Origin of the sequence: Lacticaseibacillus absianus, assembly GCF_013407595.1 — a bacterium.
Classification (GTDB): domain Bacteria; phylum Bacillota; class Bacilli; order Lactobacillales; family Lactobacillaceae; genus Lacticaseibacillus; species Lacticaseibacillus absianus.
In genome coordinates, this window is record NZ_JABEKX010000001.1 from 1,069,574 (window position 1) to 1,093,774 (window position 24,201).

Consider the following 24,201-nt stretch of genomic DNA (forward strand, 5'->3'; position numbering starts at 1 on the left):
ACGATGACTGGTACTGGTGAGCCAGCGCCTCGGGCCCGACGCGGGGCACTGGTCCAGCGGCCGCGCGACTGGGCCACACCAAAAAACGGAATCACGCCCACGCGTGGTCCCGTCTTTGGGGTCAACTCGACGTCGCCCACGCACAGAGGCATTGGCGTGGGCGACGTCGGCCGGGTCAATCCGGATCCGGCAGGGTGATGGCAAGGGCCAGGTAGACCCAAAACAAGATGCCACCCCCAAAAACAAACAGTAACCGGAGCCACAGGGCGTTGACGCCCAGCGTCTCGCCCAAGCCCCCACAGATGCCAGCGAAAACGCGATCGGTGGCAGATTTATGCAGATTCATGCCGTCGTCCTCCTAACGAGTCAGTTGATAAGGTCAGTATACGGGCTGACCGGTCAGACTGCCTCCACCGCAGGACCGATTTGGGCTCGACCCTAAGCCTAATCAGCGGTGCACGAGCCGGTAGACGGCACCGGCGATCAGCGCGAACCCGCCGCCGATCAGGCAGATATCCATCAGGCTGTGGAGCAGTGACAGGGCCGTTGAGCCGTTGACGGCGGTCTGCAAGGCCGGGCTGTTGACGTAGACGATAAAGTAGATGATGCTGGCGACCCAGAGCAGGGCGACCGTGAACCAGACTTTGATGCGCATAGTTGATCCCTCCCGTGCCATCATAGCAGAACCGGTGGCGTGAGGGTAGGCATTTGACGCACCGGGCGGGTTGGGGTACGCTGGCGCTATCACAATGAACGGAGGACGATGACGATGATGCCACAGACCACGATCGGTAAGACCGATGTCCGTACCAGCAAGCTGGGGATGGGGACGAACAAGGTCGGAAGTCAGAATTTCGACCCGCAATTGAAAGACGCAGACGGTTTGGCCGCGGTCCAGGCGGCGATCGACCACGGGGTGACCATGCTCGACACCGCCTACATGTATGGCCTCGGCCACTCTGAGGAAGTGATCGCCCAGGCGATCCGCCCGTACGATCGCCAGACGCTGACCCTTGCGACCAAGGCGGCGCACGTGCCGGGGAATCCGACCACCTACGATAACGCCCCGGCCTTCCTGCGCCAAGCGGTCGATGACGCCCTGATGCGGCTGGGCACCGATTACCTCGACGTGTTCTACATCCATTTTCCGGACGACCACACGGATAAAGCCGAGGCGGTCAACGCGCTGGCGGACATGCGCCGCGCCGGCAAATTGCGGGCGATCGGGGTGTCCAACTTCAGCCTCGCGCAGCTGCAAGAAGCCAACCAGGACGGGCAAGTCGACATCGTGGAGGACCATTACAGCCTGGTCCACCGCGAGGCCGAGCGCGAGCTGTTCCCGTACCTGCGTGCGAACCAGATCAGCTTCGTGCCGTACTTTCCGCTGGCGGCCGGGCTCTTGACCGGTAAGTACACCGTCGATCCTGGGGGCCGCTTCGCGCGGTTCGGCGACTTTGGGCACATCCAGTCTGGCTTGGCGACCGTTCGTCAGATCGCGACGACACATGCCGCCACGATCGCCCAGGTGCTGCTGGCGTGGTACATGGCCAACCCCGACATCACCGTGGTGATCCCGGGGGCGCGCAATGCGGCCCAGGCGATCCAAAACGCGGCGGCCCAAGACGTGGTGCTCAGTCAGGCGGAGTACCGGGTGATCGATCAGGCGTTTTGAACCCTAGCGTCGCTTTCTGAAATAGTGTATGATTAGGTGATGTAATCCGTCAGCGTGCTGACAAAAATAAAAAGCGAGGTAATCTCTAGATGGCAAAATTAGTGCTTATCCGTCACGGTCAAAGTGAATGGAACTTGTCCAACCAGTTCACCGGTTGGGTCGACGTTAACTTAAGCGAAAAAGGTGTGGAAGAAGCGAAGACGGCGGGTCGTAAGATCAAAGAAGCCGGGCTCGAATTCGACCAGGCGTACACCTCTGTTTTGACCCGCGCGATCAAGACGTTGCACTTTGCGCTGGAAGAATCCGGCCAGCTCTGGATCCCAGAAACCAAGACCTGGCGTCTGAACGAACGCCACTATGGCGCGCTGCAGGGCCAGAACAAGGCCGAAGCCGCTGAAAAGTGGGGTGACGATCAGGTCCACATCTGGCGTCGGTCCTACGACGTGCTGCCACCGCTTTTGAGCGCAGACGACGAAGGTTCCGCAGCCAACGACCGTCGTTACGCGAACCTGGACCCACGCATCGTGCCAGGTGGTGAAAACCTCAAGGTCACCCTCGACCGCGTGATCCCATTCTGGGAAGATCACATCGCCCCAGACCTGCTGGCCGGCAAGAACGTGATCATCGCGGCGCACGGTAACTCTCTGCGTGCCCTGACCAAGTACATCGAAAACATTTCCGACGAAGACATCATCGACGTCGAAATGGCCACCGGCGAACCAGTCGTTTACACCTTCAACGAGAAGTTGGAAGTGACCGACAAGACCAAGCTGGGCAAGTAATTAGCTCTTCCTCTAAGGCGACTGCGTGAGCGGCCGTCTTTTTTTGTTCCGTAGCGAAGCAATATTGACGGGAATTAATGAATGAGATGGTTTAGACCATATCGATAGGCCAACGGACGACACTCAACGGTCGCTTGTCGGTCTCTTTTTTTACATATCGTGAGATGACATGGTCACTATGAAGTCGCCTATACGTCTCTCGAGAAACCGCGCAAGACCCAGATATATATTATTCCATTGGCGGGTGATGTGTCTATGAAGCGAGGGAGGGCTGGCGAATCTCAAAAAGTTGATAGCTACTGACCTGATTTTCACGCTGAATTTTACAAGGAACAATTCATGTCAAACCTAATGTAGAGTTCGTTTTTAATATCACGAATAAGTTGATAATCTACCAATAGACGAGAGGGGTGGTTGGATTGGGTGAGTCGTCGATCGATGTGGACGCATTACACAGTACGTACCGTCAGCTTGCAGATGCCATTGGTGTCGACAATATGCTGGCTGTCTACGATCTGTTTAAGGGACTCCAGGTCCAGTTCCCGATGCGACTGTACGATCGAGACCTGGCCGGAAAGAAAATTGCATCCGAATTTACGGGGCACAACGCAAGGGCATTGTCGAACAAATACGGGTATTCACAGCGGTGGATCTATAAGAAAGTTCAGAACGATAAAAATAACCGATAATAGGAGTTGTTGGGTTGTTTTAACACTGATAGGAGGACACGGTGATGAAGAAGGTAACGTTGCGCGTGGGGATAGTCGTATTGTCTCTGGTGGTTACGCTCGTTGGGTGTGGGTCAAAACAGCAGAGTCAAAAAAGTAGTAGTCAAAATGGCTACAAGACGGCTATTTCGAAGGGGTTAGACGCTGTTGCTCAGGACAACTTTGATCAAGCCACCAGCTATTTCGAAAATGCGCTTGACGAGAAGGCAAAGGACAAGACAGCTAAGGCGTATCTTGCTCAGGTAAAATCCCTAGTAGCTGGCCAGAAGCTGATCAAGAGTGGTGATCCCCTCAAAGCGGAGAAAGTTCTTCAAGAAGCGATAGCACAAAAGGGTGGTGCTCGAGCCTTGGAGACCAAACTAAGGGAGCTTCAAGACACCCTAAAAGCAGACGTCAAGCAGTACAAGGCCATGGAGGCTGCACTGACGCAAGCCAATAAGCAAAGCACGGTTAAACAGTTTGACCAGGCGTCAGCCACCCTAGCCCCCTTCGCCAAAACTGATTGGGCAAAGGCGACATACCTGAGTAAATTGAAGCCTAAGTTTGACTCGTTGAGTAAGACGGTCAGTGAAGCTCAGGCTCAGTCAAAGGCAGCTGCCAGCTCCAAGGCGGCCGCAACTGCAGAAGCCAATAAGACGCATCAGCAAGCGCAAGATATTCGGTCCTCAATCCTGAGTGCATATCCCGGACAGCTATCTTCCAGTGAGCTTGGCCGGGTGCCGGACTCGGTTGTCATTAAAGCGTACAATGATTCAGTAGCGGTCGAGGGTGACATTGGGGTAACTGAATCTGAAATTGAACGTCAGTACCCAAGAATCCGTGTAGCGCAAGACAGCGCTCAATCTGGCGACCACGAAGCGGCACAACAGGTGCGAGATACCATGGTCCAGCGCTTTGGGCTTGATGCTACAGCCTTAGCCGCCATCTCTGACTCGGAGATCCTTGAATGTAGTGCCGGGTCGGCAACTAGTTCAGAGCTAGCCCAGACTGAGGCCAATTTGGTCGCCAAGTATCCGAGTTTGGAACCATAATCTGTAATATCGAGGGGTCACCATCAGTGGTGGCTCTTTTTTTGCGCCTGAAAGGGAGGAATTGAATTGGACGAAGAAAGGCTTCATGAGATGCTGGAACAGGTGGCCGCAGCCGACGTCAACCTGTATGAGCTGGGATATGAAACAGTAACGCTCGGGATGGATGAACTTGATGAAAACTTACTCAAGGAGATAGCTGGGTACAAGGGCAATACGGTCGTTGCTACCATTTTCGTTATGAAGTATGCAACCTCAGAGTATGTCGCGTATATGCTTGAGGACCCGAAGAGCGGGAAGACTTTTGCACTCGGTGTGACTAAGAATGGTTGTCTGCTTAGTTCGGAGGTGAAGCTGTCGTGACTAAATGGATTAAGTTAGCGTTGCTTGTTATTGAGGCTGTGGCTCGGGTGGTGGCGAAGGAAATAAAGTAGATCACTTGTTCATCAGTAGATACTGACGTATGCTCATTCTGAGGTGATCTTATGACATATAGACAACTTTTACTGATTTGCCTGTTTCAGAAGAAATTAAGTCATTGGCGTCAGCTGGCCGATCTTGATAAAAACGTAGAGTATTTGCAGAAGTACTTAGCTCTTCTATGGGTGACCAGCTCTCGTTTTCGTGGCTTGGTCCTAAGATCTAATCAGCTAGGCGATGAGCAAAAAGATGGTCAAAGCATGGATGCTTTTTTGCCAAAGCCGGATGACGAGATAGGAAATGCTGAGCTACTGGTGGCGATGTATGCTATTTTGACGAATCACGAAGCTATTGTATTTGGTAAGCCACTGGGCAAAGTGAATCACAATCAGCTGGGGTTGCCAGGAAAACTGGCTGCTGACGAATTGTCACCAAAACGGGGATTTAAGAGTCTGTGGACCCATGTAATGCAGTTGGTAAAGTGTGTGTACGCTGATAGTCAGCAGAACGATCTAGACAGTCTGAGTAGGGAAGACACAATGACGATTGCGATAGCCATGTTTAAAGACACCAGCCTTGCAAATAAGGATCGTAAGGTTGAGAAAGACCGGGATCCAAAGTTTATCCAAGAATGGCGCCGGGAAGCAGAAATACTTGATGTTTTCAAGATGTATACGCAGGACTCCAATGTCAGCCAAAAGGAGAACGCGAAAATGCGGATACTAAGTACTGTGGAGGGTCTATACGCAAGATTGGCGCCAGTGAGCCCTGAAAAAAGCGTACTTGCTAAGAGCCAGTGGATGACGATCAAGCGATCCTCCCTATTACTTGAACACGATGCAGCCGAGCATTTATTCGATCAACTTGATCGTGCCGCACTAGAATTAGGTGCCGACCGGGCGCTGGACTCAGTCAGCACAATCGTAGATGAATGGCTTTTTCCGGAACTTGTAAATCGCTTAATGTATTCGGGAAAAGTTGCCCTTTACCACGAATTTGAGGTCTTGATTTCAATTGCTGGGTATGCGGACGCAAGAAGCCGTGGCGAACTACTTGCGACAATGGCTGAATTGCACACTAACTTCTACTCGAAATTTGGAAGGTATATTCAACAGTTATCTCCCTCCAAAGACTCGAATTTAACTGATAAAAGGCAGCCGAGTTCATACTTTGCCAAAGACCCAGCAGAGAAAGACGAATCGGACTGGATTGTCCCCGGAGCTTTACCACAGCTGCCAGAAGCGCTGAAGTAGTTCCGAAGCATCTCTGCACTTTTTTCTGCAGGAAAAAAACAAACGATAACCGCTATTCTAAGACCGTAGTCAGGAAGCACATTCTCACTACGATCTTGAAAGGCGGTTTTTTGATGACACAGTTAACGAAGTACAAGCTAGTCACTGTGGTCACTGCGGGCACTGCTTGCGTTGCCAGTACGTCGAACCTGTTCGGTGAACCGGCGGGTAAGCCAGTTGCCCCATCCAGTGATTGGAGTGACCACAGTGATAGGTACTTAGTTCGTCCTCCTCCTCCTCGATGTTCCAATTTCATGTCCTTTGACAACTGAAGAGCTTAAAGAACGGTAGCGCTGAGTTGAAGAGTCAGCGCGCCAAACACCCAATTTTAGGAGGAGATTTTTTATGAAGCACAATGTTACCAAAATTGACCAATTGCCACTGAGTGGAAGCCGACTGAACTTTGAGATCATCCAAGCAGAACCTTGGGAAAAGGAGCAAGACGATCTTCATCGGACTGGCATGAAATGCATTATGCGGTTGACAGACCCTAATGGTATTTTCACGCCGACCACAATGCAGATTAACGTCTTTGACCCTATTGATACGCACGCACAAAGCCACAATGACTTTGGAGCCGCATACGCTCATGCTACTAAGCAGTATGTGTACACCGAAGAGGACGTCATCGGATGCAAAGGTCAAGCATGGTATGAACGTGAGAAGGCATGGAATGGTCATGTGTACAACCACTTGAAACACTATCATTTCTCGTATTGCCCAGTAAATGAGCTTGAACACGCTGGTGAGGAGGTGAACGAATAGTGCGACTCTCAGAAAAAAATGCGGATCTTCTTGAGGGCGTTTTCTCTACGGACTGGAAAATCCCCAAAGCTAAGATTGCGCAGTGGCAAAAGCATCCTGACTATGGAAAATGGGTAGCGGTTCTTGAAGAGATGGAACCTTCTCAGCTTGAGAGGTACCTTGACCGTGAGCATTTCATGGATGACGATTTGAAGCGATTTGTTCTTTCGCAAGCAAGAGGGGAAACGTTTTCCTTACAGGCAACGCAGACGGTAGATGAGGAAATCCGTCACTTGGAGCGGAAGCAATTTCAGGTGAACTGGGATAACGGTATTTGCTATCCGACCGCAGAGGGCATAAGCGAGATGATTATGAGCCTTGTACCTGTCGTTCGCCTGACAGATACCGAAGATTTGTATCTGTACAACCGTGTACTCGGGCACTGGGTTCGTGCGAAAGAGACGCTTAACGCGTTTATTGCAGATGCAGCGACCTACCTTGCATTTCCAAGGATGGATGCGTGGAGTGTGGGAATGGAGCAGAAGGTGTACGGGTACTTGCATCGCCGTGTAGAGCGGCGAACCTTACGTGACTTCAATCAAAGATATTTCGCCGTCTCGAACGTAGACATTGATGGCGTGACAGGTCAGGTTGTCGGGCATGAACCTTCGCACCTCGTTACGTTTGCTTCTGATGTTGCCTTTGATCCAGAAGCGCAGGCGCCGCGTTTTCTGAGATTCATTTGCGAGATCATGGATAATGATCTGGTCAGCGTCGACTTCGTCCAGGAGATGATGGGGTATATGCTGACTCCGCTACAAAAAGCCAACAGCATTTTCTTCATGTACTCCAAGGGTGCAAGCGGCAAAAGCGTCCTGACATCAGTGTTGAGTCGTATGATTGGGGTTCACAATGTGGCGGCAGTATCCTTGCAGGACATTGAAAATCGGTTCGCCAAAGCTGATCTTTTGCAAAAGAAGATGTCTATAAGCACTGAGAACGGGGCGGCCACGTTTTCGACAAGCATCCTCAAGGCTGTGACATCGGGAGATGCAATTCAGGTGGACATCAAATTCAAAGACGGTGTGACAGCCGTTCTACCTACGAAGTTCATCTTTGTTTTCAATGCACTGCCGGTTATCACAGATTCGACGCTAGGTTTTACGCGACGGTTGAAGCTGCTACCGTTCCCGAAAACCTACCTGGGAAACCAGCAAGATCGAGATTTAACCCAGAAGTTGTATGCGGAGTTACCGGGCATCTTGAACTTTGCGCTTGCCGGACTCAAGAGACTAATTGATCACGACTATACTTTTTCAATCTCAGACGCGATGCAGAAAGCCACGGATGAATATCTGTTAGCGGGCAATCCAGTTCAGCACTTTCTGGCGCGAGAACTGAAAGTCGAGCACGGTGCACGTACAGAAACGTCAGAGATCGTTCAGGCGTATGTGAAGTGGGCAGCGGATAACAACTACCTTACTTTTAATACGCAAAGTCCACAGATATTCTGGAGAAAGCTGGATGAGAGCCTCATAGTCATGCATGGTTTTAAATCAGTTCGAAGCAAATCTAATGGTCGGTTATTCGTCCATGATCTTGTGCTCGCTGGGCAGGAGAATCACGACTTAGAGGAGGTGGTGTAAAGTGCTTGATTCATCGCACACGTCTCAATCTGGGGCGGAACTGGGTGAGGAAGAGCGATGGGATCACACGACCAGAATGTTTAGTCAACTTTTGGTCGTCTATCGCGAATATGTTTTTAACCAGGACAGTGATCGACTCTTAACCATTAACGAAGCGGCACGACTGCTCAACATCTCGCGGCAGAGCTTCGAGGATTGGATGCTTGATCCTTCGCTGCCACGGATCGTTGTCGGACGATCAGGGACTCAGCTGCGTATACCAAAGCGTGGTTTACTCGAATACGTTCGTATACGTTCCGAGCGTTGGTTTGAGAACAGATAGTGGAAAGACTGGCGGTCTCCTTAGGGGGCCGCTTTTTTAAAAAGGGAGCTAATTAAATGTCGAGGATTATTGCAAATCCAGTGGTGGGTTCAGATCGACCGTTCAAGGCGGAGTATTCAGTCAGCCGCTTTGGCATTAGGAAGAGAAAAACTAAAGTGTTTAGGACGAAGCGTGAGGCTGAGCAATGGCTGGCCAAAATGACGGCGAACGGAGCCAATGGGGTTACGTTCCGTGATGACCAAGTTCTTATCGCTGATTACTTCTACGAATGGTTCATGCTCTATAAGGAGCCGGTTGTAGCCCCCGCTACTGCAGATACCTACCATGTCACCGAAGTTCATCTCAGGCAAATCTTGCCCAAGGTTCGGATGCGTGACGCCAGCCGACCTATCATGCAGCAGTACTTCAATCTGCTAGGGATGTCGAAAGAATCGGCCCGCAAGCAGCTAGCCCAGCTCCGGATGATGTTTCGTTCCGCGGTGGACGACGGTGTCATACTTAAGAGTCCGGTAGCAGGTCCAATCAACCTTGTGGCGGATCCCAGCCGAACCAAAGGTGATGACCGGAAGTTTATGCCAAGAAGGGAATTTTACAGCATTTCTGATTTCCTTTGTAGGTACCACTATGGCCCTAATGATACGAATCGTATGGCGCTACTGGTTGCGACACAGACCGGGATGAGGGCAGGTGAGGTGCTTGCGCTTCGGTCTAATGACCTGGACTATGAGGCACGTACGGTACGCGTGGACGAGTCTTACGATAGCTTGCATAATCAGGTACGTGTTCCCAAAACGACCAGCGCGCGTCGTGTAATCAATATCTCCGAAAGGGCAATGACCTTGATCCACAGGTGGGAGCTCGCACATCGGCAATGGCTGTTCAAGGAGGGCACTGCTAACCCTGGGGAATTCATCTTTCTGCGGAAGACAGGGCGTCTGCCAGATGCCAAGAACCTTAATGCAAGTTATCACCAGCTACAGGTCAAATTAGGATACGAACCCAAATTCAGCACCCATACGATTCGGCACACCATTGCAAGTCTGCTGATCGAAAATGGTGTCAATATCAATTATGTATCCAAATATCTTGGCCATGCATCCACGCTTGTAACGCAGAGGTACTACGTGTCAATTTTACCCGATGACGTTCAACAAGAAAGTGAGAAGGCCCTAAAGGTGATTTCGGGGATTGGATAAGGTTTCAGGCCAGCGCCCATGAGGTGCTGGCCTTTTTGTGTGACGTGAGGCAAACGAGAAAGGATTTTATAATGATTAAAAAGGATAACCCAACGCTTTTGGAAGAAATTACCGTAACTTCGAGATCGAACACCCAGCACCTATTCTGGGTACGCTGGTCATGGAACAGCCTGCTCCCCCAATACCTGGTGGTAGCGAATTACCCCTCCGTAGGCGACCCTCGAGTGCTGGACTTGACCCGTCTGCTGATTGTAAACCATGTTAGAGGAGTCAAGGGAGGAGGTGTTGCAATCGCTAATCTCTTTAGCCGGCCTGTAACGAACGCTAAGGATGAGAGCTTGGTTAGTTCGGCAACCGCGCAAGGACTCAAAGAGATTGCGCTAATGGCAAAGGAGGTTGACCAGGTTGTTCTGGCGATGGGATCGTTGCCTAACAAATCGAAGGTTGCGGGTGCGCGATTAGAGGAGATGCTGGCTGTTCTGCACCATGAAAAGCTGGATGATAAGGTGAGCTGGCTTGTAAATCCCAAGACCCATCAACCAGCTCACCCGCTAAGCCTTCAAGGGCAGGATTGGCAGTTGTCACCATTGAGCCCAACGGTTGCGACAGCTACAAGTAAACGGGAATCTTCCCGGCACAAGAAGAAAGAATTTGAATATCAGCCTGAAATTTGAGGGTAACAGATGGCTGTATTCGAAAGTTGACCGTGTATAGTCAGCGGGTACTCGGCAATGTGGCTGGCTGGTCGTGGAACGGATTGAACAATCAGTACCAGTTCGGCTGCCTGGTAAAGGTAACGATTCATGTATAAGTCGGAGTGAGTGTGTGAAGGTAGTAAACGCTGGTCAAATTGTAAGAGGGCTATAGCAAGTGGCTGCCCTTTCTGTGATGCCATTTGATCATGCTTAGGTCGGTATAGGCAGCTTAAGGCAGGTCTTCATGCTGTAGACGTCACTCTGATGGCAAGCAGCCGTTGATGGTGAAGCGCTTGCTTGAGGGAGCTTGTCTCTGGACGCTGAGCTGTAGGGAGAAGCTAGGAATTGATCCTGTTCTGGGAGCAGCGAACTTGATCATTCAGTGCTACTATAGACGGACTGAAGGCTGCGAACTCTTCGGCGAGGCAAGCTTACATCGTGGTTGAAGTATCCATGTCGCCCATGCAATTGGCTACTTGCATAAAACAGCATAGAATGACGAGGTCGCCTTGTGGTCGCTAATTGGTCAGTAGTATCGGGCGCCTCGATGGGGGGGATGCAGTTGTGGCAGGCTTTTTCTAGCCATTCTGGGAAGATCACATCGCCCCAGACCTGCTGGCGGGCAAGAACGTGATTATCGCCGCGCACGGTAACTCCCTGCGTGCTTTGACCAAGTACATCGAAAACATTTCCGACGAAGACATCATCAACTTGGAAATGGCCACCGGCGAACCCGTTGTCTACACCTTCAACGACAAGTTGGAAGTGACCGACAAGACCAAGCTGGGCAAGTAATCAAGCGACACGTCTACGTGATTGTAGGCGTGTTTTTTTGCGCCCAGCGCCGATCGCGAGGTGTGGTATCATGGACCCAATGGGAGGCGAGCGGATGACGAAGATCGCAGTGATGGCGGATGTGCATGGCAACGTGACGGCATTGGCCGCGGCGCTGGCTGACGCGCAGGCGCAAGGGGCGACGCAGATCTGGTTATTGGGCGACCTGCTGATGCCGGGACCGGGCGGGGCCGAGCTGTTCGAGTTGATCGCGGCGTACGGGGTGCGGCTCCTGGTGCGCGGAAACTGGGAGGATATCCTGTTCAAGGGGTTGGCGCAGGGGTACACGGACAACTTCAAGCACCGCTACTTCACACGCTTGGCGCGCTTCATCGGCGCACAGCTGACTCCGGCTCAGCTGGCGACGCTGCGTGCACTACCACTGACGGCTACGCGCAGTCTCGCTGGTCTGCAGGTCAGCGTGTCACACAACCAGCCGGCGCAGAACTGGGGGCCGGCGCTGATGCCGGCCGCTGAGCAGGCGCACTTCGACGCGCTGGTCCCGCCGACTGCGGATCTGGCCCTGTACGCCCATACGCACCACCAGCTCCTGCGCTACACCAGCCACGAGCAGCCGATCATCAATCCGGGTTCGGTGGGGATGCCAGTCGCCAACTGGCCGCGCCACCCTTACGATCACCGCGCGCGGTACGCCTTGATGACGCTAGCGAATGAGCATCTCGGCGACCTCGCGTTTCGCCGCGTCGATTACGACGTCGCGACAGAGGCGCATCGGGCCACAGAAGCGGGGCTCCCGTACCTCGAGCTCTACCTTGACCAGCTGCAGACTGGCACGATCCACACCTACGACGAAGCCGCCTTGACCCGGCTCAACGCGCAATACGACGCGACCGACCCGCTCGCGTGACACTTTGGGCCTAAAGTCTGATGGCACCGCTTGCGCCTTTTGGTACCATGGGCACATGGAGGTGGCGACGTGATCCAGACAACGAACGTGATGACAGACAAAGCGGCGGTGATCGCCGCCGTCCAGGCCCAGCAGCCGCGGATCCTGCTCGACAACCGCGCCTTGCCTGAAGTGGCGACACTCGTCAGCGTGCCTGCGGTCGCAGGCGGCGCGTCGGATGCGCAACTCCGGCAGCTGATGCTGGCTAGCGGCGTTGGCGTGATCGCTGCGTACCGCCTGCTGTGGTTCTGGGGGCCCGACACGGTGGACGCGATCCTCAGTGACTACCGGATCGTCGCCGATGACCTCGAGGTGCTGACGTTGATCAGGCGGTGAGGCCATACGACAGGCGTTTTTGACCCGGCACGTTGCTTGACTAGGCGGGCACCAAAATACGGGCCTGTGCCATAACGCGGTTTTAGCCCAGAGGATAAGCGCAGTCGCCTGTCAAACCTAAGTTCGGGTTTTGACAGGCGACTGCGCTTATCCGGCTTACGCTGCCCGTTCGAACGCGGTGAGTGACAGGCAGACATGCGTTAGAAAAGGCGTTGCGTTATGGCGCGTCACGTTCTGGCGTAGTCGTGCCACTAGAGGTTATGCCACGCCCCCTTATTTTGATGATGCCCCTTTGGCCATAGCCCCCTCACGCCAAAGCGGCGGTGAGCTCCGCGTCGCACGGCTGGCCGTGGCGAAACGCCTTTAGGTTGTGCAGCGAGGACTCGACCATGTTGCGCACAGCGGTCTGCGTGTAATACGCGATGTGTGGGGAGAGGATCACGTTTGGCCTAGCCAGCAAGGCCTGCCACTGCGGGTCGTTGAAGTGCCCACGGTTGCTCAAGGCCAGCAGGTCGCTGGTCTCGTTCTCATAGGTGTCGATCCCGACGCCGGCTAGGGTGTGCGCATCGAGCGCCGCCATCACCGCGCGCGTGTCGATCAGATTCGGCCGGCCGGTGTTAATCAGCAAGGCGCCGGGGCGCATCTGCGCCAACGCGGCGGCATCGATCAGGTGGTGGTTGGCCGGGGTCCCGGGCACGTGAAGCGAGAGGATATCACTTTCGGCCAGCAGCGTCGGCCAATCGACCGGAGTGAACTGAAGGTCAGCTTCGGCCGGCGGGTGTGGGTCGTAGGCCAGGACGCGCGCGCCGAAGCCGTTGAGCAGGCGGATCAAGACGCGCCCGATACGGCCGGTCCCGACGACGCCAACGGTGCAGGCGCCGAGCTCCCGCCCGATGTGCGTGCCGGCGGTCGCATAATCGTTGGCGCGCAAGTCGGCTTGCACGGCCCCGGTCTGGCGCAGCAGGTAGAGCATGTCAGCGACGGCGAATTCAGCGATCGCAGCGGGTGAGTAGGCCGGCACGTTACTGACGCGGATGCCGTAGTGCGCCGCGGCGTCGAGGTCGACGTTCTCGTAGCCGGTGTTGCGCAGCGCCAGGTAGCGGATGCCCAGCGCCTGCATTTTGGCGAACACGGCCGGGGCGTAAGGCACGGTCTGAAAGCAACTGATCCCGTCCGCGCCTTCACTCAGCGTGTCGGGGGTCAAGAAGCGGTGCGTCTGGTGGACGTGATCACCGGTGCGCGCCGCCCAGTCGTCGAGGTACGGGCGCTCATCGCCGCGCACCCCATAGGCGAGTATCTTCATGTCAACAAGTCCTTCCGAGTGGTGATAGAATCTTAAGTGTAGCACGTTGACGGGACACCCGCGGGCTTTTTGGTGGAAAATTAAGGAACCGCTTGCGACAATAGAAGGGGGAGGTGAAGCACATGGGATTACTCGATGACCTGCGCAAGACCGCGCAGGATGCAGCCAAGAAGGTGACGACCAGCGACGCCTACGCCAAGCTGACCAGCGATGAAAGCAAGGCGGCGTTCAAGGCCGCCGGTCGCTCGATCAAAAACGGCGTCGTGACCGGGACCAAGACGCTGCGCGACGCGGTGAAGTCCGATTCGACCCCGACAGATCACGACAAGGATGACCTGGAGTTCTGACACCAGGCCCTGGCTGAGTGGATGCCCTGACGGGGGTGACAGGCCCTAGGACACGTCGATGCCGGCACTGTGACTGAGATAACGCCACGTTCGGTCTAACGCCTATCCGCTTGTCACGCACAGCGGTCGAACGGGCCAAGCAGGCTGTTTAAGCGCGGCGCCCTGCCACCCTGAACCTAGGGGTGGCAGGGCGCCGCGCTTTTTGCGTCCCGCCGCCTCAAGGGCTACCGCTTGTGCCTGCGTGGGGCGCGCGCGTAAGCTGGAAGTAAAAGGGGGCTTCGATATGATCACACAAGTTCACACGCACACCGCCGTCGATCTCGCGGCAGTTCGCGCTGCGCAAGCGCGGCTTAGCGCCCATGCGCGCGTGACCCCGCTGATCCCGTCGCGGGTGCTCAGCGAGACCAGTGGTGGGGCCGTGTTCTTGAAACTGGAAAACTTGCAATTGACTGGTTCGTTCAAATTCCGCGGCGCGTTCAATAAGATCGCGACGCTACCGCCGCTGACCCAGCAACGCGGGGTGATCACGGTCAGTGCCGGGAACCACGCGCAAGGCGTGGCCTTGTACGCCCGGCTGCTGGGACTGGACGCGACGGTCGTGATGCCGCTGAGTGCGCCGCGCAGCAAGCAGGCCGCGACCTGTGGTTATGGTGCGCGTGTGCAGTTGTGCGGGGAGACCTTCGACGCTGCCCGTGCGGCGATGCAGGAACAGGCGGCCGTCCGCGGCCTGACGGTGGTCGATCCGTACGATGACCCAGCGGTGATCGCGGGGCAAGGGACGATCGGGCTGGAACTGCTCGCGGCGCTGCCGAACCTCGACACGCTGGTGGTCCCGATCGGTGGCGGGGGGCTGATCGCCGGCATCGCGCTGGTCGCCCGCGCGCTGTCGCCGCACACGCGGATCGTGGGGGTGCAGTCGCAGGCGGTGCATGGCATGGCCGCCTCGGTGGCGGCGCGGCAGTTGACGACGCACCGTGACGGGTCGACGATCGCAGACGGGACCGCGGTGGCCACCCCGGGCACCCTGACGTTCGCGATGACCCAGGCGCTGGTGGATGACATCGTGCTGGTGTCTGAACTGGAGATCCGGCAGGCGATGGCGGTGCTCGCACAGCGCCACAAGGTCGTCGCCGAAGGAGCAGGGGCCTTGACCAGCGCGGCGTTGCTGTTCGACAAATTACCGCCAGGTGTGCGCGTTGGTAAGCGCATCGCGGCGGTCGTCTCGGGTGGGAATGTCGACTTACCCGTGCTTGCGGCTATTTGTCAGGACGCCTGAGCGAGCCGCGTGGGCCGAGCCTGGCGCGTTCGCCACGACGTGGACTAGTCAGGTCCGAGCGCGGTGCACGCGCGCAGACCCACAGAAGAAGGTGGGGCCATAAAGCGGGTTTGGCCCAACGTATCAGCATGGCCCCGTGAATCCCCAGAATTTAGGGGGACACGGGGCCATGCTGGTGTGGCGTGGGCGTTGCTTTGTCGCGCGTACGAGTCTGGAATCGTCGTGAGTCATTCTTGGGCTGTCAGTGCGAGGAACGGCTCAGATCTCGAATTGAGGCTGGATGTCTTGGCCGTGGTACAGGGCGTAGAGCTCATCGACGCTTTGGCGGATGGCCTCGACCAGCGGCGCCGGTGCCAGCAGGTGCGCCATGTTGCCCTGACTGAGCAGCCACATCTTGAACGCCTCGCGATACACCGTTGCTTGGATCGTGACTTTGCGGTGTGCGGGGTCTCGATCGACGATCCGGGCGGTTGGGAGCCAATCGAGCGCGGCGTCGGGCCGGCCCCAGAAGTCGAAGGTCACATCGACCTTGGGCCCGGCGGCCATGATCGGGATGTAGCGGCGCAATTCACCTTCCGGGAAGCGCTGCGCGTAGCCGTTGGCCGGCGACTCGCCTTGCTGAACGCGGTAGCTGAGGATGCGATCGAGCCGGTAGAACCGCTCCTCGCCGCACTGCAAGTCACCGGCGATCAGGTAGAAGTAGTGCTCGGCAAACATGATCGCCTTGGGGGCCAGTGTGTGCGTCCGCTGCTTATCGTTGCGTGAGCGGTAGGTCAACTCCACGGTCTGGCCGCGGGTGATGATCATGCTGAACTGCCAGACCAACGCGGTCAGCGGTCGGTCATGGTGGAGCGGGAGGTAGTTGAAGACCTCGTTTTGGACCACCCGGTTGATCACCCGGCGTTCGCTCGGCAGGGCGTTTTGCATCAGCTTGGCGATCAGGCCCTTGGCTTCCACGGCGTTGAGCGCGCGGCTGGCCAGCAGGATCTTGATCAAGACGACCAGCTCGGCGCTGCTGAGCCCGACACCGGCGGTCTTGAGTGCAAAGGCGTGCGCACGGGCGTCGTACTGGATCTCGTAGCCGATCTCCTCGTGGTCGAACAACGCGTTCAGCTGACTGATGTCGCGCTGGATCGAGCGCTCAGTGACGTCAAAGTGTTTACTCAGTTGTTGCTTGGACAGTGGTACGTGCCGCAGTAAGTGCAATAGAATGTAGACCTGACGATAGCCGCTGTTCGCCATGACCGTTGCCCCCCGATCAGATACCCGCTGGTTTCGACTGCTTTTTACTACATTCTACGCGTCGCCTAGACAAATGGCGTCTACTAAAACCGAAAAATTAGCTGAAGGCGCCTTCATTGCACTTGCGTTCGGCCAAACGATACGCCGAATGGCAGGATCTACGTTAAATTACCCCTGCAAATAAAAAATAAAATAATGTGACGCGCCCCCGTTATCCGCAGCCAGTGGCCGAATAACAGGGGCGCGTCGGGCGGATCAGCTGGACCAATGCGCGTCAATCTAGCGCTAAGCGGCGCAGGGCGACTGCGATCCCGTCGTGGTCGTGGTCCGCCGTCGTGAAGTCCGCGGCGGCCTGGACCCGGGGCAAGGCGTTGCCCATCGCGATGGTGGTCCCGGCAAAGGCGAACATCGTCAGATCGTTCTCCTCGTCGCCGATCGCCGCCACCGCCGCGGGAGGCAGGTCGAGCTGGGCACACAGCGCCGCCAGCGCTGCGCCCTTAGAGACGTCCGGGTGCATCAGCTCGACGAACTGCGGGCCGGTCCGCACGACATACAGGTGGGCAAATTCGGTGCGGATCGCGTCGAGCTTGGCGTCTAGTACGGCAGGGGCGCCGACGAAAACGGCCTTGACCGGGGCGAACGTCGGCCCCATCTCGGTGGGGTCGCGGACCAGCACCGGGGCGTGGTTTTCCATCGCCTGCTGGAGCACGTAGTAATCGACGGTCCGGTCAGCGGTGATGATGGCGGACTCGGCGTCGACCACGTTATGGTGCAGACCCTTCGTGCGGGCAAAGGCGGTGACGTGCAGATAGTCGGCCGGTGTCAAGGCCGCTCGAGCCAGCAGGCGCCCGCTGACGGTCTCGCTGACGGCCCCGCCGTTGGTGATCACGTACTGGTCGTCGCCGCTCAGGCCGAGCTGCTCAAGGTAGCGGCTGACCCCAGCGAGCGGGCGGCCACTGCACAAGACGACTTTGGTCCCGCGAGCGATGGCACGCTGTAAGGCGGCCAGGGTCTTCGGGCTGATAGTGGCGTGGCGGGTCAGTAGTGTGTCATCGATGTCGATCGCGATCAGTTGGATCATCTTGGAACCCCTTTCCGGTCATCTCCCCATCGTACCACAGGGCCCCTAGTAAGTTGGCGCAAGTTAACGTATAATGAACCGATAGTGCCATCACGTGCGGTCCCCACTGGACCGCTCAGGCCGGCTTGGACTGGCCGCAACGACGCAAAGGAGCACACGGATGTTTATCTTTTTTACCACCTTGGGTCATGCCCTAGTCATGCCACTCCCGCCACCGCGACGGGCGTTGCTGAACGTTACTCACAATCATAATGAGGAGTGAATCCAATGGAAGCAGTAGACTTACGTGCAGGTATGACCTTCGTTGAAAACGGCAAGCTGATCAAAGTGATCGAGTCCAACCACCACAAGCCTGGGAAGGGCAACACGCTGATGCAGCTGAAGCTGTACGACGTGCGCGCCGGGAGCACCGTGCAGACCACCAAGCGCCCGAGCGAGAAGATCGAGCTGGCGATCCTTGAGACCAAGCCAGCGCAGTACCTTTACACCCAAGACGGGGTGGCCTTCTTCATGGACATGGCCAGCTATGAGCAATACGAGTTGCCGACCGAATCGATCGAAGAAGAGCTCAAGTATCTGCTCGAGAACACCCAGGTGCAGATCGAGTTCTACGGCAGCGAAGTGATCGGGGTGACCCTGCCGACCAGCGTTGAGCTGACCGTCACCGAGACCCAGCCGTCCATCAAGGGCGGGTCGGTCACCAACGGGGGCAAGCCTGCAACGATGGAAACTGGTCTAGTGGTCAACGTGCCAGACTTCATCCAGGCGGGCGAGAAGCTTGTGATCAACACGGTCACCGGCGCTTACCAGAAGCGCGCCTGAGGACCTGAACACGCTAGCGACTAGCGTGTTTTTTTATGCCTGCCGACGCCCGCGGCCTGAGCGGCCTCGCCGTGACGAAAAAACGTTCACCCCACGAACGAACTAGGCGTACGACACCCAGATGAGGTGCTTCACAGGAACGTCTTACGATTTTGTTATTTAACGTGCGCCGCTCTCTCGGGTATAATTAATTCATATGAGCGATCGGCGAGCACTAGACGCGCGTGACCGCAGAGAGAGGGTGTTGGTCATGCGGCAAGCAAGACGGAAGAATAATCGGTGGTACGGGTGGGCGATCGGCCTGCTCGTGATTTTGGTTGGCGCAGGGGGCTTCGGGGCGTGGCAACTTGGCGCCATGTCCCGAAAGGCTGCGGCGCCAAACGCCTTGCGTTCGGCGATCAAGACGGCCAAGACCAAGCACAGTGACGGGCACGCCGTCACGGTCAAGGGCAAGGGGGGCACGGTCGTGTATCTGCTGCCGCGCAACCAGACGCAACCGTCGGCGGCCCTGCGCACGCAGGCCCAAGCGGCATTGCCGGCCAGCGGGCGACAGCGCACCGTCGTGGCGAGTGTCGCCGCCACGAACGGGCCGATGGGGTTGACGGCGCTGCGCGCGACCTTCACCGGGTACAGTATCGTGCATGATCAGCTGCGGGTGACGAAGCATGCCGCCAAGGGTGTCGGCGTCGTGGACGCTGGTGGACACGCGGCGACGATCGCTAACCTGGTGCCGGATGATTACACGCGCCGGGCGGTGAACTATGCCGCCAAGCAAGTCTTAGTCGAGCAGCACAAGCAGACGCCGGACACCCTGGCGCAGGTGCTGGCGATGCCGCTGCTCGCGAGCATGACGGCGACGAATTTTCACCTCGACAAGTCCGCGTTGGGCATCACCGATGCGGCGGGCAAAACGCTGGTCTCCGTGCCGCTTAGCCGCATCGCACCGTACTTGCGGGATGGGGGCGCCACGGCCACGTCTGGCAAGGTGGTCGCGTTGACCTTCGACGATGGCCCGAATCCCACCACGACGCCTAAGGTGCTCAAGGCACTGGCAGACGCCCAGGTCAAGGCGACATTCTTCATGGTCGGGACCGGGCTGCGCGACTTCCCGACGACCGCCAAAGCCGTTGCGGCAGCCGGCCACGAAGTCGGGATCCACACCTATGACCACAAGTTCCTGCCGGGGCTGAGTCACGCCGAGGCGATGGACGAGATCTACGGCAAGATGACGCAGGTGTACTACGACGTGTTCGGCAAGCTCCCAACGCTGTTGCGGCCACCGTACGGGGCGATCTCCAAACCCATCGCGGATGCGGAGGACCTACCAGCGATCCAGTGGACCACCGACTCCCAGGATTGGGAGTCGCGCAATGCGACCGCGATCTTGAATCGGGTCAGCGCGACGACCTATGACGGCGGGATCGTCTTGATGCACGACATTCAGCCGGCCACGGTCCAGGCGTTACCTAATGTGTTACGCGCGCTCAAGGCCAAAGGGTACCGCTTCGTCACGGTCAGCGAGCTGCTGGGTGGCCGTCTGCTACCGGGTCACCAGTACTTCGGCCGCGGTGATGAGCGGCTGGTCAGCAACGCGAAGTGAGTCCTAGCAACCAGATCAAACTCAAAGGGGCTGTGCCATAACCTCTGGTGGCACGACTATTCCAGAACGTTACGTGCCATAACGCAACGCCCTAGCCGTATAAGAGCGCTCCCCTGCAAAACCCGAACTTAGGTTTTGCAGGGGAGCGCTCTTATACTCTGGGCTAAAACCGCGTTATGGCACAGCCCCTTTGGTTATGTGCGCCGGTCCCGAGCGGCTAATCGCCACCCGTCAGTGTTGGGATATGGGTGGCGGCGTGGAGACTCTGGGCCAGTTTTTCAAGGATGAACACCGCGGGGAGCTGTGTGGTGATCTCGGTCTCCTTCTCCGGATCGCGATAGTTTTTCTGAACGGTCTCGCGTGTGACGGTGTAGGGGATGTTCAGGTTGGCCAGCTTGGCGATGGTCGAGGCGTCTGTCTGACAGATCGATAGGATCGTTGCGTTGGCGGCCTTCAGGTGCTCCATGTATTCGATCACTTCGTGTGTCTCGCCACTGATCGACGTGACGATGAAGCACGTTTGCGCCAAAAATCGGGGTGAAAACATCGTGGAGGGGTAATTGGAGGGATCGGCGATCTTCAAGGCCGGGATGGACAGATTGGCGTAATAGAGTTCCCCGTAACCGCCGATCGCCTCAGACGTCCCGGCGCCAAGGAAGACCACGAGCTCTTTGTTGGTCAGCAGGTCGACCGCCTCAGCGAGTCGCTCCTTGAAGAAGCTCTTTTGGGTCGACTCCAGAAAAGCGATGTACTCCTCGACGTGGTTGTCTTGCGGCGCATACTGGCTCGCAGACGCGAGGTAAAGCTTGAGGCGCACTTTGAATTCTCCGTAGCCCTCACACTCGAATTTGTGGCAGAACCGGAGGATGGAGGCGGTGCTGGAGTGTGTTTTCTTGGCCAGGGTCCGGATCGGTAGGTAAGGGATGAGCGAAAGATTCTGGTTGATGTACGTGAAGATCTGGAGGTCAAGGTCGTTCAACTTGGGGGTGTGATTGAGAAATAGCACGAGAAGGCACTTTTCGTGACACGCTTTGTTTGCGACCGGTCACAAGCAACAGGCTAGGGTCATCCGTCACAGGAACCCGTCAGAGGCTTTGCCTGATAGCGCTTTTATTATATTGTTATGTTGTTCTAAGGTCAATTGAAGGAGGACGACATAGGCTTGGCTAATTTGAAATTTCCTGATGGGTTTTGGTGGGGCGCGGCAACGAGTGCGACCCAGTCTGAAGGGACGGTCGCAGGTGATGGGAAAGGCGACAACATCTGGGATTATGCGTCTCGTCATTATAACAATCGGTTTTTTGATGGGGTGACGACGCAGGAGACGTCTCGGTTTTATACGGATCACGTCGCCGATATCGACCGCATGAAGGCGTTAGGGTTGAACTCACTGCGCACGTCGATCTCGTGGTCACGGCTGATCCCTGATGCGAGTGGCACCGTGAATCCGCTGGCGGTTCAGTTCTACCGTGACGTTTTTCAGCGGATGCGTGACGCTGGGATCGCGCCGTTCGTCAATCTGTTTCACTTCGATCTCCCCATGTACCTGCAGACTGAGGGCGGATGGGAGAACAAAGCGACGATCGACGCATACGCGCGTTACGCGAAAACTTGTTTTGAGCTGTTCGGGGACCTGGTCGATCATTGGTTCACATTCAATGAGCCGATGATCCCTGCGGAGGCCGGGTATTTACACGATCGGCATTATCCATTCGTTGTGGAATTCAAGCGGGCCGCCCAAGTGTTGCACAATATCGTGGTCGCGCACTGTCGTGGGATCGAAGCGTTCAGAGCGAGTGGGCTGACCAGTCAGATCGGGATCATCATGGACGTGATCCCGGTCTATCCGCGAAGCCAGAACCCAGCTGATCTCAAGGCGGCACATATGGCGGATCTGTTCTACACGAAGAGTCTGAACGAGGCGATCCTGAAGGGCCACTATCCAAGCGAGCTGAATGAGGTGCTGACGCAATACGGACAACGCCCAGAGGCCGTCTCCGCGGAAGAACTGGCGCTCATCGCGGCCACTAAGATCGACCTGTTGGGGATCAACTATTACCGCCCACGGCGCGTCAAAGCGCGTGAGTCACTGCCGAATCCTGAAGGGGTCTTTGCGCCAGAGTGGTTCTTCGAGCCCTATGAAATGCCGGGGCGGCAGATGAATACGTCTAGGGGGATCGAAATCTATCCAGAGGCACTGTATGACATCGCCAAGATGATCGATCGCGATTATCCAGGCATCCCCTGGTTCGTGTCGGAGAACGGGATCGGGATCCAGGATGAGGCGCGCTTCATTCGAGACGGGATGGTCCAAGATGATTACCGGATCGATTTTTTGAAGGCGCACCTCGCTTGCTTGCACCGGGCGATCAGTGAGGGCAGTCACTGCCTCGGGTATCACATGTGGACGTTCGTTGACTGCTGGTCATGGATGAATGCCTACAAGAATCGTTACGGATTCTACCGCTTAGACCTTGCCACGGGTGAAAAAACGTTGAAAAAGTCAGGGGTCTGGTTCAAACAGCTGATCCAAGCGAACGGGTTTGAGCTGACCCAGACTGAATAGGAGGAGAAGTCGTGTCACATTACTTTGATGTCTTGTCGATGAAGCTGCTGCCGATCGCCAACAAGATCGGGGACCAACGTCACTTACAGGCAATCCGCAATGGCCTGATCTCGATCTTGCCGCTCACGATCGTCAGCTCTTTTTTCACGATCTTATTGAACTTGCCGATCAATGGCTATTCTGATTTTATTGCGCCCTATGTGAGCGCCCTGGACGTGCCTTTCCGCTTCACGGTCGGGCTGATGGCCCTGTACGCGGGCTTCACGATCGGGTCTTACTTGGCGGACTCGTACGGGATCGACAAGACCACAGGGGGGATCCTGTCGATGCTCGGGACCTTGCTCATGGTCATGCCGGTGCAGATCGCCAAGGGGGTGACGACTGCGGGCAACGCCGTGGTCGCAGACCGATACATCCCGTTGACCCCACTTGGGTCTCAGGGGCTCTTCGGTGCAATCTTGGCTGCGTTGATCGCGGTCGAGCTCTACCGCTTCTGCAAAGTGCATAAGCTGGAGATCAAAATGCCCGATGGGGTACCGCCTGTCGTCGGCGAGTCTTTCGCCGCGCTTCTGCCGACGCTGCTAGTCGTCTTGCTCTTCTGGATCCCAAGGCACTTTCTGGGGATCAATATCAACGAACTGTTATCGATCCTGATCTCGCCGCTGAAGGGGTTCTTGACCGGGAACAACTTGTTGGGTGGGATCGTGACGCAATTCTTCATCTGCCTGTTCTGGACCCTGGGGATCCACGGGCACGCCGTGATGGGGCCGATCATCCGACCATTCTGGGATCAGGCGATCATCGAGAACGCGGAATTGTTCCAAAACGGAATGAGTGCCTTCAAGCTGCCGAATATTTTCACGGAGCAGTTCTTCCAGTGGTACGCCCAGATGGGCGGGACCGGGGCAACGCTCGCGTTAGTCGTGCTGTTCTTGTTCTCCAAGTCCAAGTATCTGAAGCAATTGGGCCGGTTGTCGATCTTGCCCGGGATCTTTAATATCAATGAGCCCGTGATCTTCGGCGCGCCGATCGTGATGAATCCGCTGCTTGCGATCCCGTTCATCCTGGTGCCGATCGTGAACACGATCATCATCTATGTGGTGACGGCGTTAGGCTTCATGCCGCGAATGATGGTGAAGCCGCCGTTCTCGATCCCAGCGCCACTGGGCGCGCTGATCACGACGAACTGGAATTGGTTTGCGTGCATGATGGTCTTTGTCTGCTTCTTCGTCTCGCTTGCGATCTATTACCCGTTCTTCAAGGCCTTCGAGAAAACTCAGGTCGCGCAAGAAAATGGGGAATCGACTGCCGAGCTGCTTGAGTCAGAGGCGGCGTCAACCGCTAAGTAATCAAGCGGCCCCT

25 protein-coding genes and 1 pseudogene are annotated in these 24,201 nt (G+C 56.3%); 20 read left to right on the plus strand and 6 right to left on the minus strand.

The genetic code is table 11. From position 1 onward, the window contains the following. Positions 1–175: 175 nt before the first annotated feature. Positions 176–346, minus strand: a complete 171-nt coding sequence (locus HII33_RS04500) for a PspC domain-containing protein (protein ID WP_179394583.1) — start codon at positions 344–346, stop codon at positions 176–178. A 102-nt stretch (positions 347–448) separates the two neighbouring features. Continuing rightward, positions 449–655 (minus strand): hypothetical protein, encoded by a 207-nt coding sequence (locus HII33_RS04505; protein ID WP_179394584.1) that lies wholly within the window; start codon positions 653–655, stop codon positions 449–451. 114 nt (positions 656–769) lie between these two features. Between HII33_RS04505 and HII33_RS04510 the strand changes: the two genes are divergently transcribed. The 14 genes and pseudogenes from HII33_RS04510 (at position 770) to HII33_RS04575 (ending at position 12,602) form a co-directional block, all read left to right on the plus strand. After that, the gene (locus tag HII33_RS04510) at positions 770–1,672 is read left to right on the plus strand and encodes an aldo/keto reductase (RefSeq protein ID WP_179394585.1); all 903 of its coding nucleotides are present in this window, start codon (positions 770–772) and stop codon (positions 1,670–1,672) included. An 89-nt stretch (positions 1,673–1,761) separates the two neighbouring features. Further along, positions 1,762–2,454, plus strand: a complete 693-nt coding sequence (locus HII33_RS04515; protein ID WP_179394586.1) for a 2,3-diphosphoglycerate-dependent phosphoglycerate mutase — start codon at positions 1,762–1,764, stop codon at positions 2,452–2,454. A gap of 440 nt (positions 2,455–2,894) precedes the next feature. Further along, positions 2,895–3,143: a Mor transcription activator family protein gene (locus tag HII33_RS13985; RefSeq protein WP_425483983.1), complete on the plus strand. Its 249-nt coding sequence runs from the start codon at positions 2,895–2,897 to the stop codon at positions 3,141–3,143. A gap of 44 nt (positions 3,144–3,187) precedes the next feature. Continuing rightward, entirely contained in the window at positions 3,188–4,213 is a 1,026-nt protein-coding gene (locus HII33_RS04525; RefSeq protein ID WP_179394588.1) for a hypothetical protein, read from the plus strand. A 66-nt stretch (positions 4,214–4,279) separates the two neighbouring features. Next, a complete protein-coding gene (locus HII33_RS04530; RefSeq protein WP_179394589.1) occupies positions 4,280–4,573 on the plus strand; it encodes a hypothetical protein in 294 nt (97 codons plus the stop codon). A 122-nt stretch (positions 4,574–4,695) separates the two neighbouring features. Next, a complete protein-coding gene (locus HII33_RS04535; RefSeq protein ID WP_179394590.1) occupies positions 4,696–5,883 on the plus strand; it encodes a hypothetical protein in 1,188 nt (395 codons plus the stop codon). Positions 5,884–6,267: 384 nt separating this feature from the next. Further along, positions 6,268–6,687: a hypothetical protein gene (locus HII33_RS04540; protein ID WP_179394591.1), complete on the plus strand. Its 420-nt coding sequence runs from the start codon at positions 6,268–6,270 to the stop codon at positions 6,685–6,687. Beyond that, the gene (locus tag HII33_RS04545; protein ID WP_179394592.1) at positions 6,687–8,312 is read left to right on the plus strand and encodes a phage/plasmid primase, P4 family; all 1,626 of its coding nucleotides are present in this window, start codon (positions 6,687–6,689) and stop codon (positions 8,310–8,312) included. Before HII33_RS04540 ends, HII33_RS04545 begins: the two co-directional genes overlap by 1 nt. A 76-nt stretch (positions 8,313–8,388) precedes the next feature. After that, positions 8,389–8,634 (plus strand): helix-turn-helix domain-containing protein, encoded by a 246-nt coding sequence (locus HII33_RS04550; protein ID WP_179394707.1) that lies wholly within the window; start codon positions 8,389–8,391, stop codon positions 8,632–8,634. A 56-nt stretch (positions 8,635–8,690) separates the two neighbouring features. Beyond that, a complete protein-coding gene (locus tag HII33_RS04555) occupies positions 8,691–9,830 on the plus strand; it encodes a site-specific integrase (protein ID WP_179394593.1) in 1,140 nt (379 codons plus the stop codon). Between the two features lie 71 nt (positions 9,831–9,901). Further along, entirely contained in the window at positions 9,902–10,504 is a 603-nt protein-coding gene (locus tag HII33_RS04560) for a DUF1643 domain-containing protein (protein ID WP_179394594.1), read from the plus strand. 603 nt (positions 10,505–11,107) lie between these two features. Beyond that, positions 11,108–11,320, plus strand: a pseudogene (locus HII33_RS04565) (2,3-bisphosphoglycerate-dependent phosphoglycerate mutase); the annotation flags it as partial. Positions 11,321–11,414: 94 nt separating this feature from the next. Next, complete coding sequence (locus HII33_RS04570; RefSeq protein ID WP_179394595.1) at positions 11,415–12,227, plus strand: metallophosphoesterase family protein; 813 nt, start codon at positions 11,415–11,417, stop codon at positions 12,225–12,227. A gap of 69 nt (positions 12,228–12,296) precedes the next feature. Next, positions 12,297–12,602, plus strand: a complete 306-nt coding sequence (locus tag HII33_RS04575) for a hypothetical protein (protein ID WP_179394596.1) — start codon at positions 12,297–12,299, stop codon at positions 12,600–12,602. Positions 12,603–12,909: 307 nt separating this feature from the next. Here HII33_RS04575 and HII33_RS04580 read toward each other — a convergent pair whose 3' ends face one another. Continuing rightward, the gene (locus tag HII33_RS04580) at positions 12,910–13,905 is read right to left on the minus strand and encodes a D-2-hydroxyacid dehydrogenase (RefSeq protein ID WP_179394597.1); all 996 of its coding nucleotides are present in this window, start codon (positions 13,903–13,905) and stop codon (positions 12,910–12,912) included. A gap of 122 nt (positions 13,906–14,027) precedes the next feature. Here HII33_RS04580 and HII33_RS04585 point away from each other — a divergent pair, with 122 nt between their 5' ends. Next, the gene (locus tag HII33_RS04585; RefSeq protein WP_179394598.1) at positions 14,028–14,252 is read left to right on the plus strand and encodes a hypothetical protein; all 225 of its coding nucleotides are present in this window, start codon (positions 14,028–14,030) and stop codon (positions 14,250–14,252) included. Between the two features lie 283 nt (positions 14,253–14,535). Beyond that, positions 14,536–15,528 carry a pyridoxal-phosphate dependent enzyme gene (locus tag HII33_RS04590; protein WP_179394599.1) on the plus strand — a complete coding sequence of 331 codons (993 nt, stop codon included), beginning with the start codon at positions 14,536–14,538 and terminating at the stop codon, positions 15,526–15,528. Positions 15,529–15,786: 258 nt separating this feature from the next. Here HII33_RS04590 and HII33_RS04595 read toward each other — a convergent pair whose 3' ends face one another. Continuing rightward, positions 15,787–16,770 carry a helix-turn-helix transcriptional regulator gene (locus tag HII33_RS04595; RefSeq protein WP_179394600.1) on the minus strand — a complete coding sequence of 328 codons (984 nt, stop codon included), beginning with the start codon at positions 16,768–16,770 and terminating at the stop codon, positions 15,787–15,789. Between the two features lie 274 nt (positions 16,771–17,044). Beyond that, positions 17,045–17,851 carry a Cof-type HAD-IIB family hydrolase gene (locus HII33_RS04600; RefSeq protein WP_179394601.1) on the minus strand — a complete coding sequence of 269 codons (807 nt, stop codon included), beginning with the start codon at positions 17,849–17,851 and terminating at the stop codon, positions 17,045–17,047. Positions 17,852–18,118: 267 nt separating this feature from the next. Between HII33_RS04600 and efp the strand changes: the two genes are divergently transcribed. Both efp and HII33_RS13790 read left to right on the plus strand, forming a co-directional pair. Further along, positions 18,119–18,673 carry an elongation factor P gene (gene efp, locus HII33_RS04605; RefSeq protein WP_179394602.1) on the plus strand — a complete coding sequence of 185 codons (555 nt, stop codon included), beginning with the start codon at positions 18,119–18,121 and terminating at the stop codon, positions 18,671–18,673. A 250-nt stretch (positions 18,674–18,923) separates the two neighbouring features. Further along, complete coding sequence (locus HII33_RS13790; RefSeq protein WP_246287267.1) at positions 18,924–20,273, plus strand: polysaccharide deacetylase family protein; 1,350 nt, start codon at positions 18,924–18,926, stop codon at positions 20,271–20,273. 217 nt (positions 20,274–20,490) lie between these two features. Here HII33_RS13790 and HII33_RS04615 read toward each other — a convergent pair whose 3' ends face one another. Beyond that, entirely contained in the window at positions 20,491–21,279 is a 789-nt protein-coding gene (locus HII33_RS04615) for an SIS domain-containing protein (RefSeq protein WP_179394603.1), read from the minus strand. A 156-nt stretch (positions 21,280–21,435) separates the two neighbouring features. On the opposite strand from HII33_RS04615, the gene HII33_RS04620 reads away from it, so the two are divergent. Beyond that, positions 21,436–22,839: a glycoside hydrolase family 1 protein gene (locus HII33_RS04620; protein ID WP_179394604.1), complete on the plus strand. Its 1,404-nt coding sequence runs from the start codon at positions 21,436–21,438 to the stop codon at positions 22,837–22,839. Positions 22,840–22,877: 38 nt separating this feature from the next. Further along, positions 22,878–24,188, plus strand: a complete 1,311-nt coding sequence (locus HII33_RS04625; protein ID WP_179394709.1) for a PTS sugar transporter subunit IIC — start codon at positions 22,878–22,880, stop codon at positions 24,186–24,188. Positions 24,189–24,201: the final 13 nt, after the last annotated feature.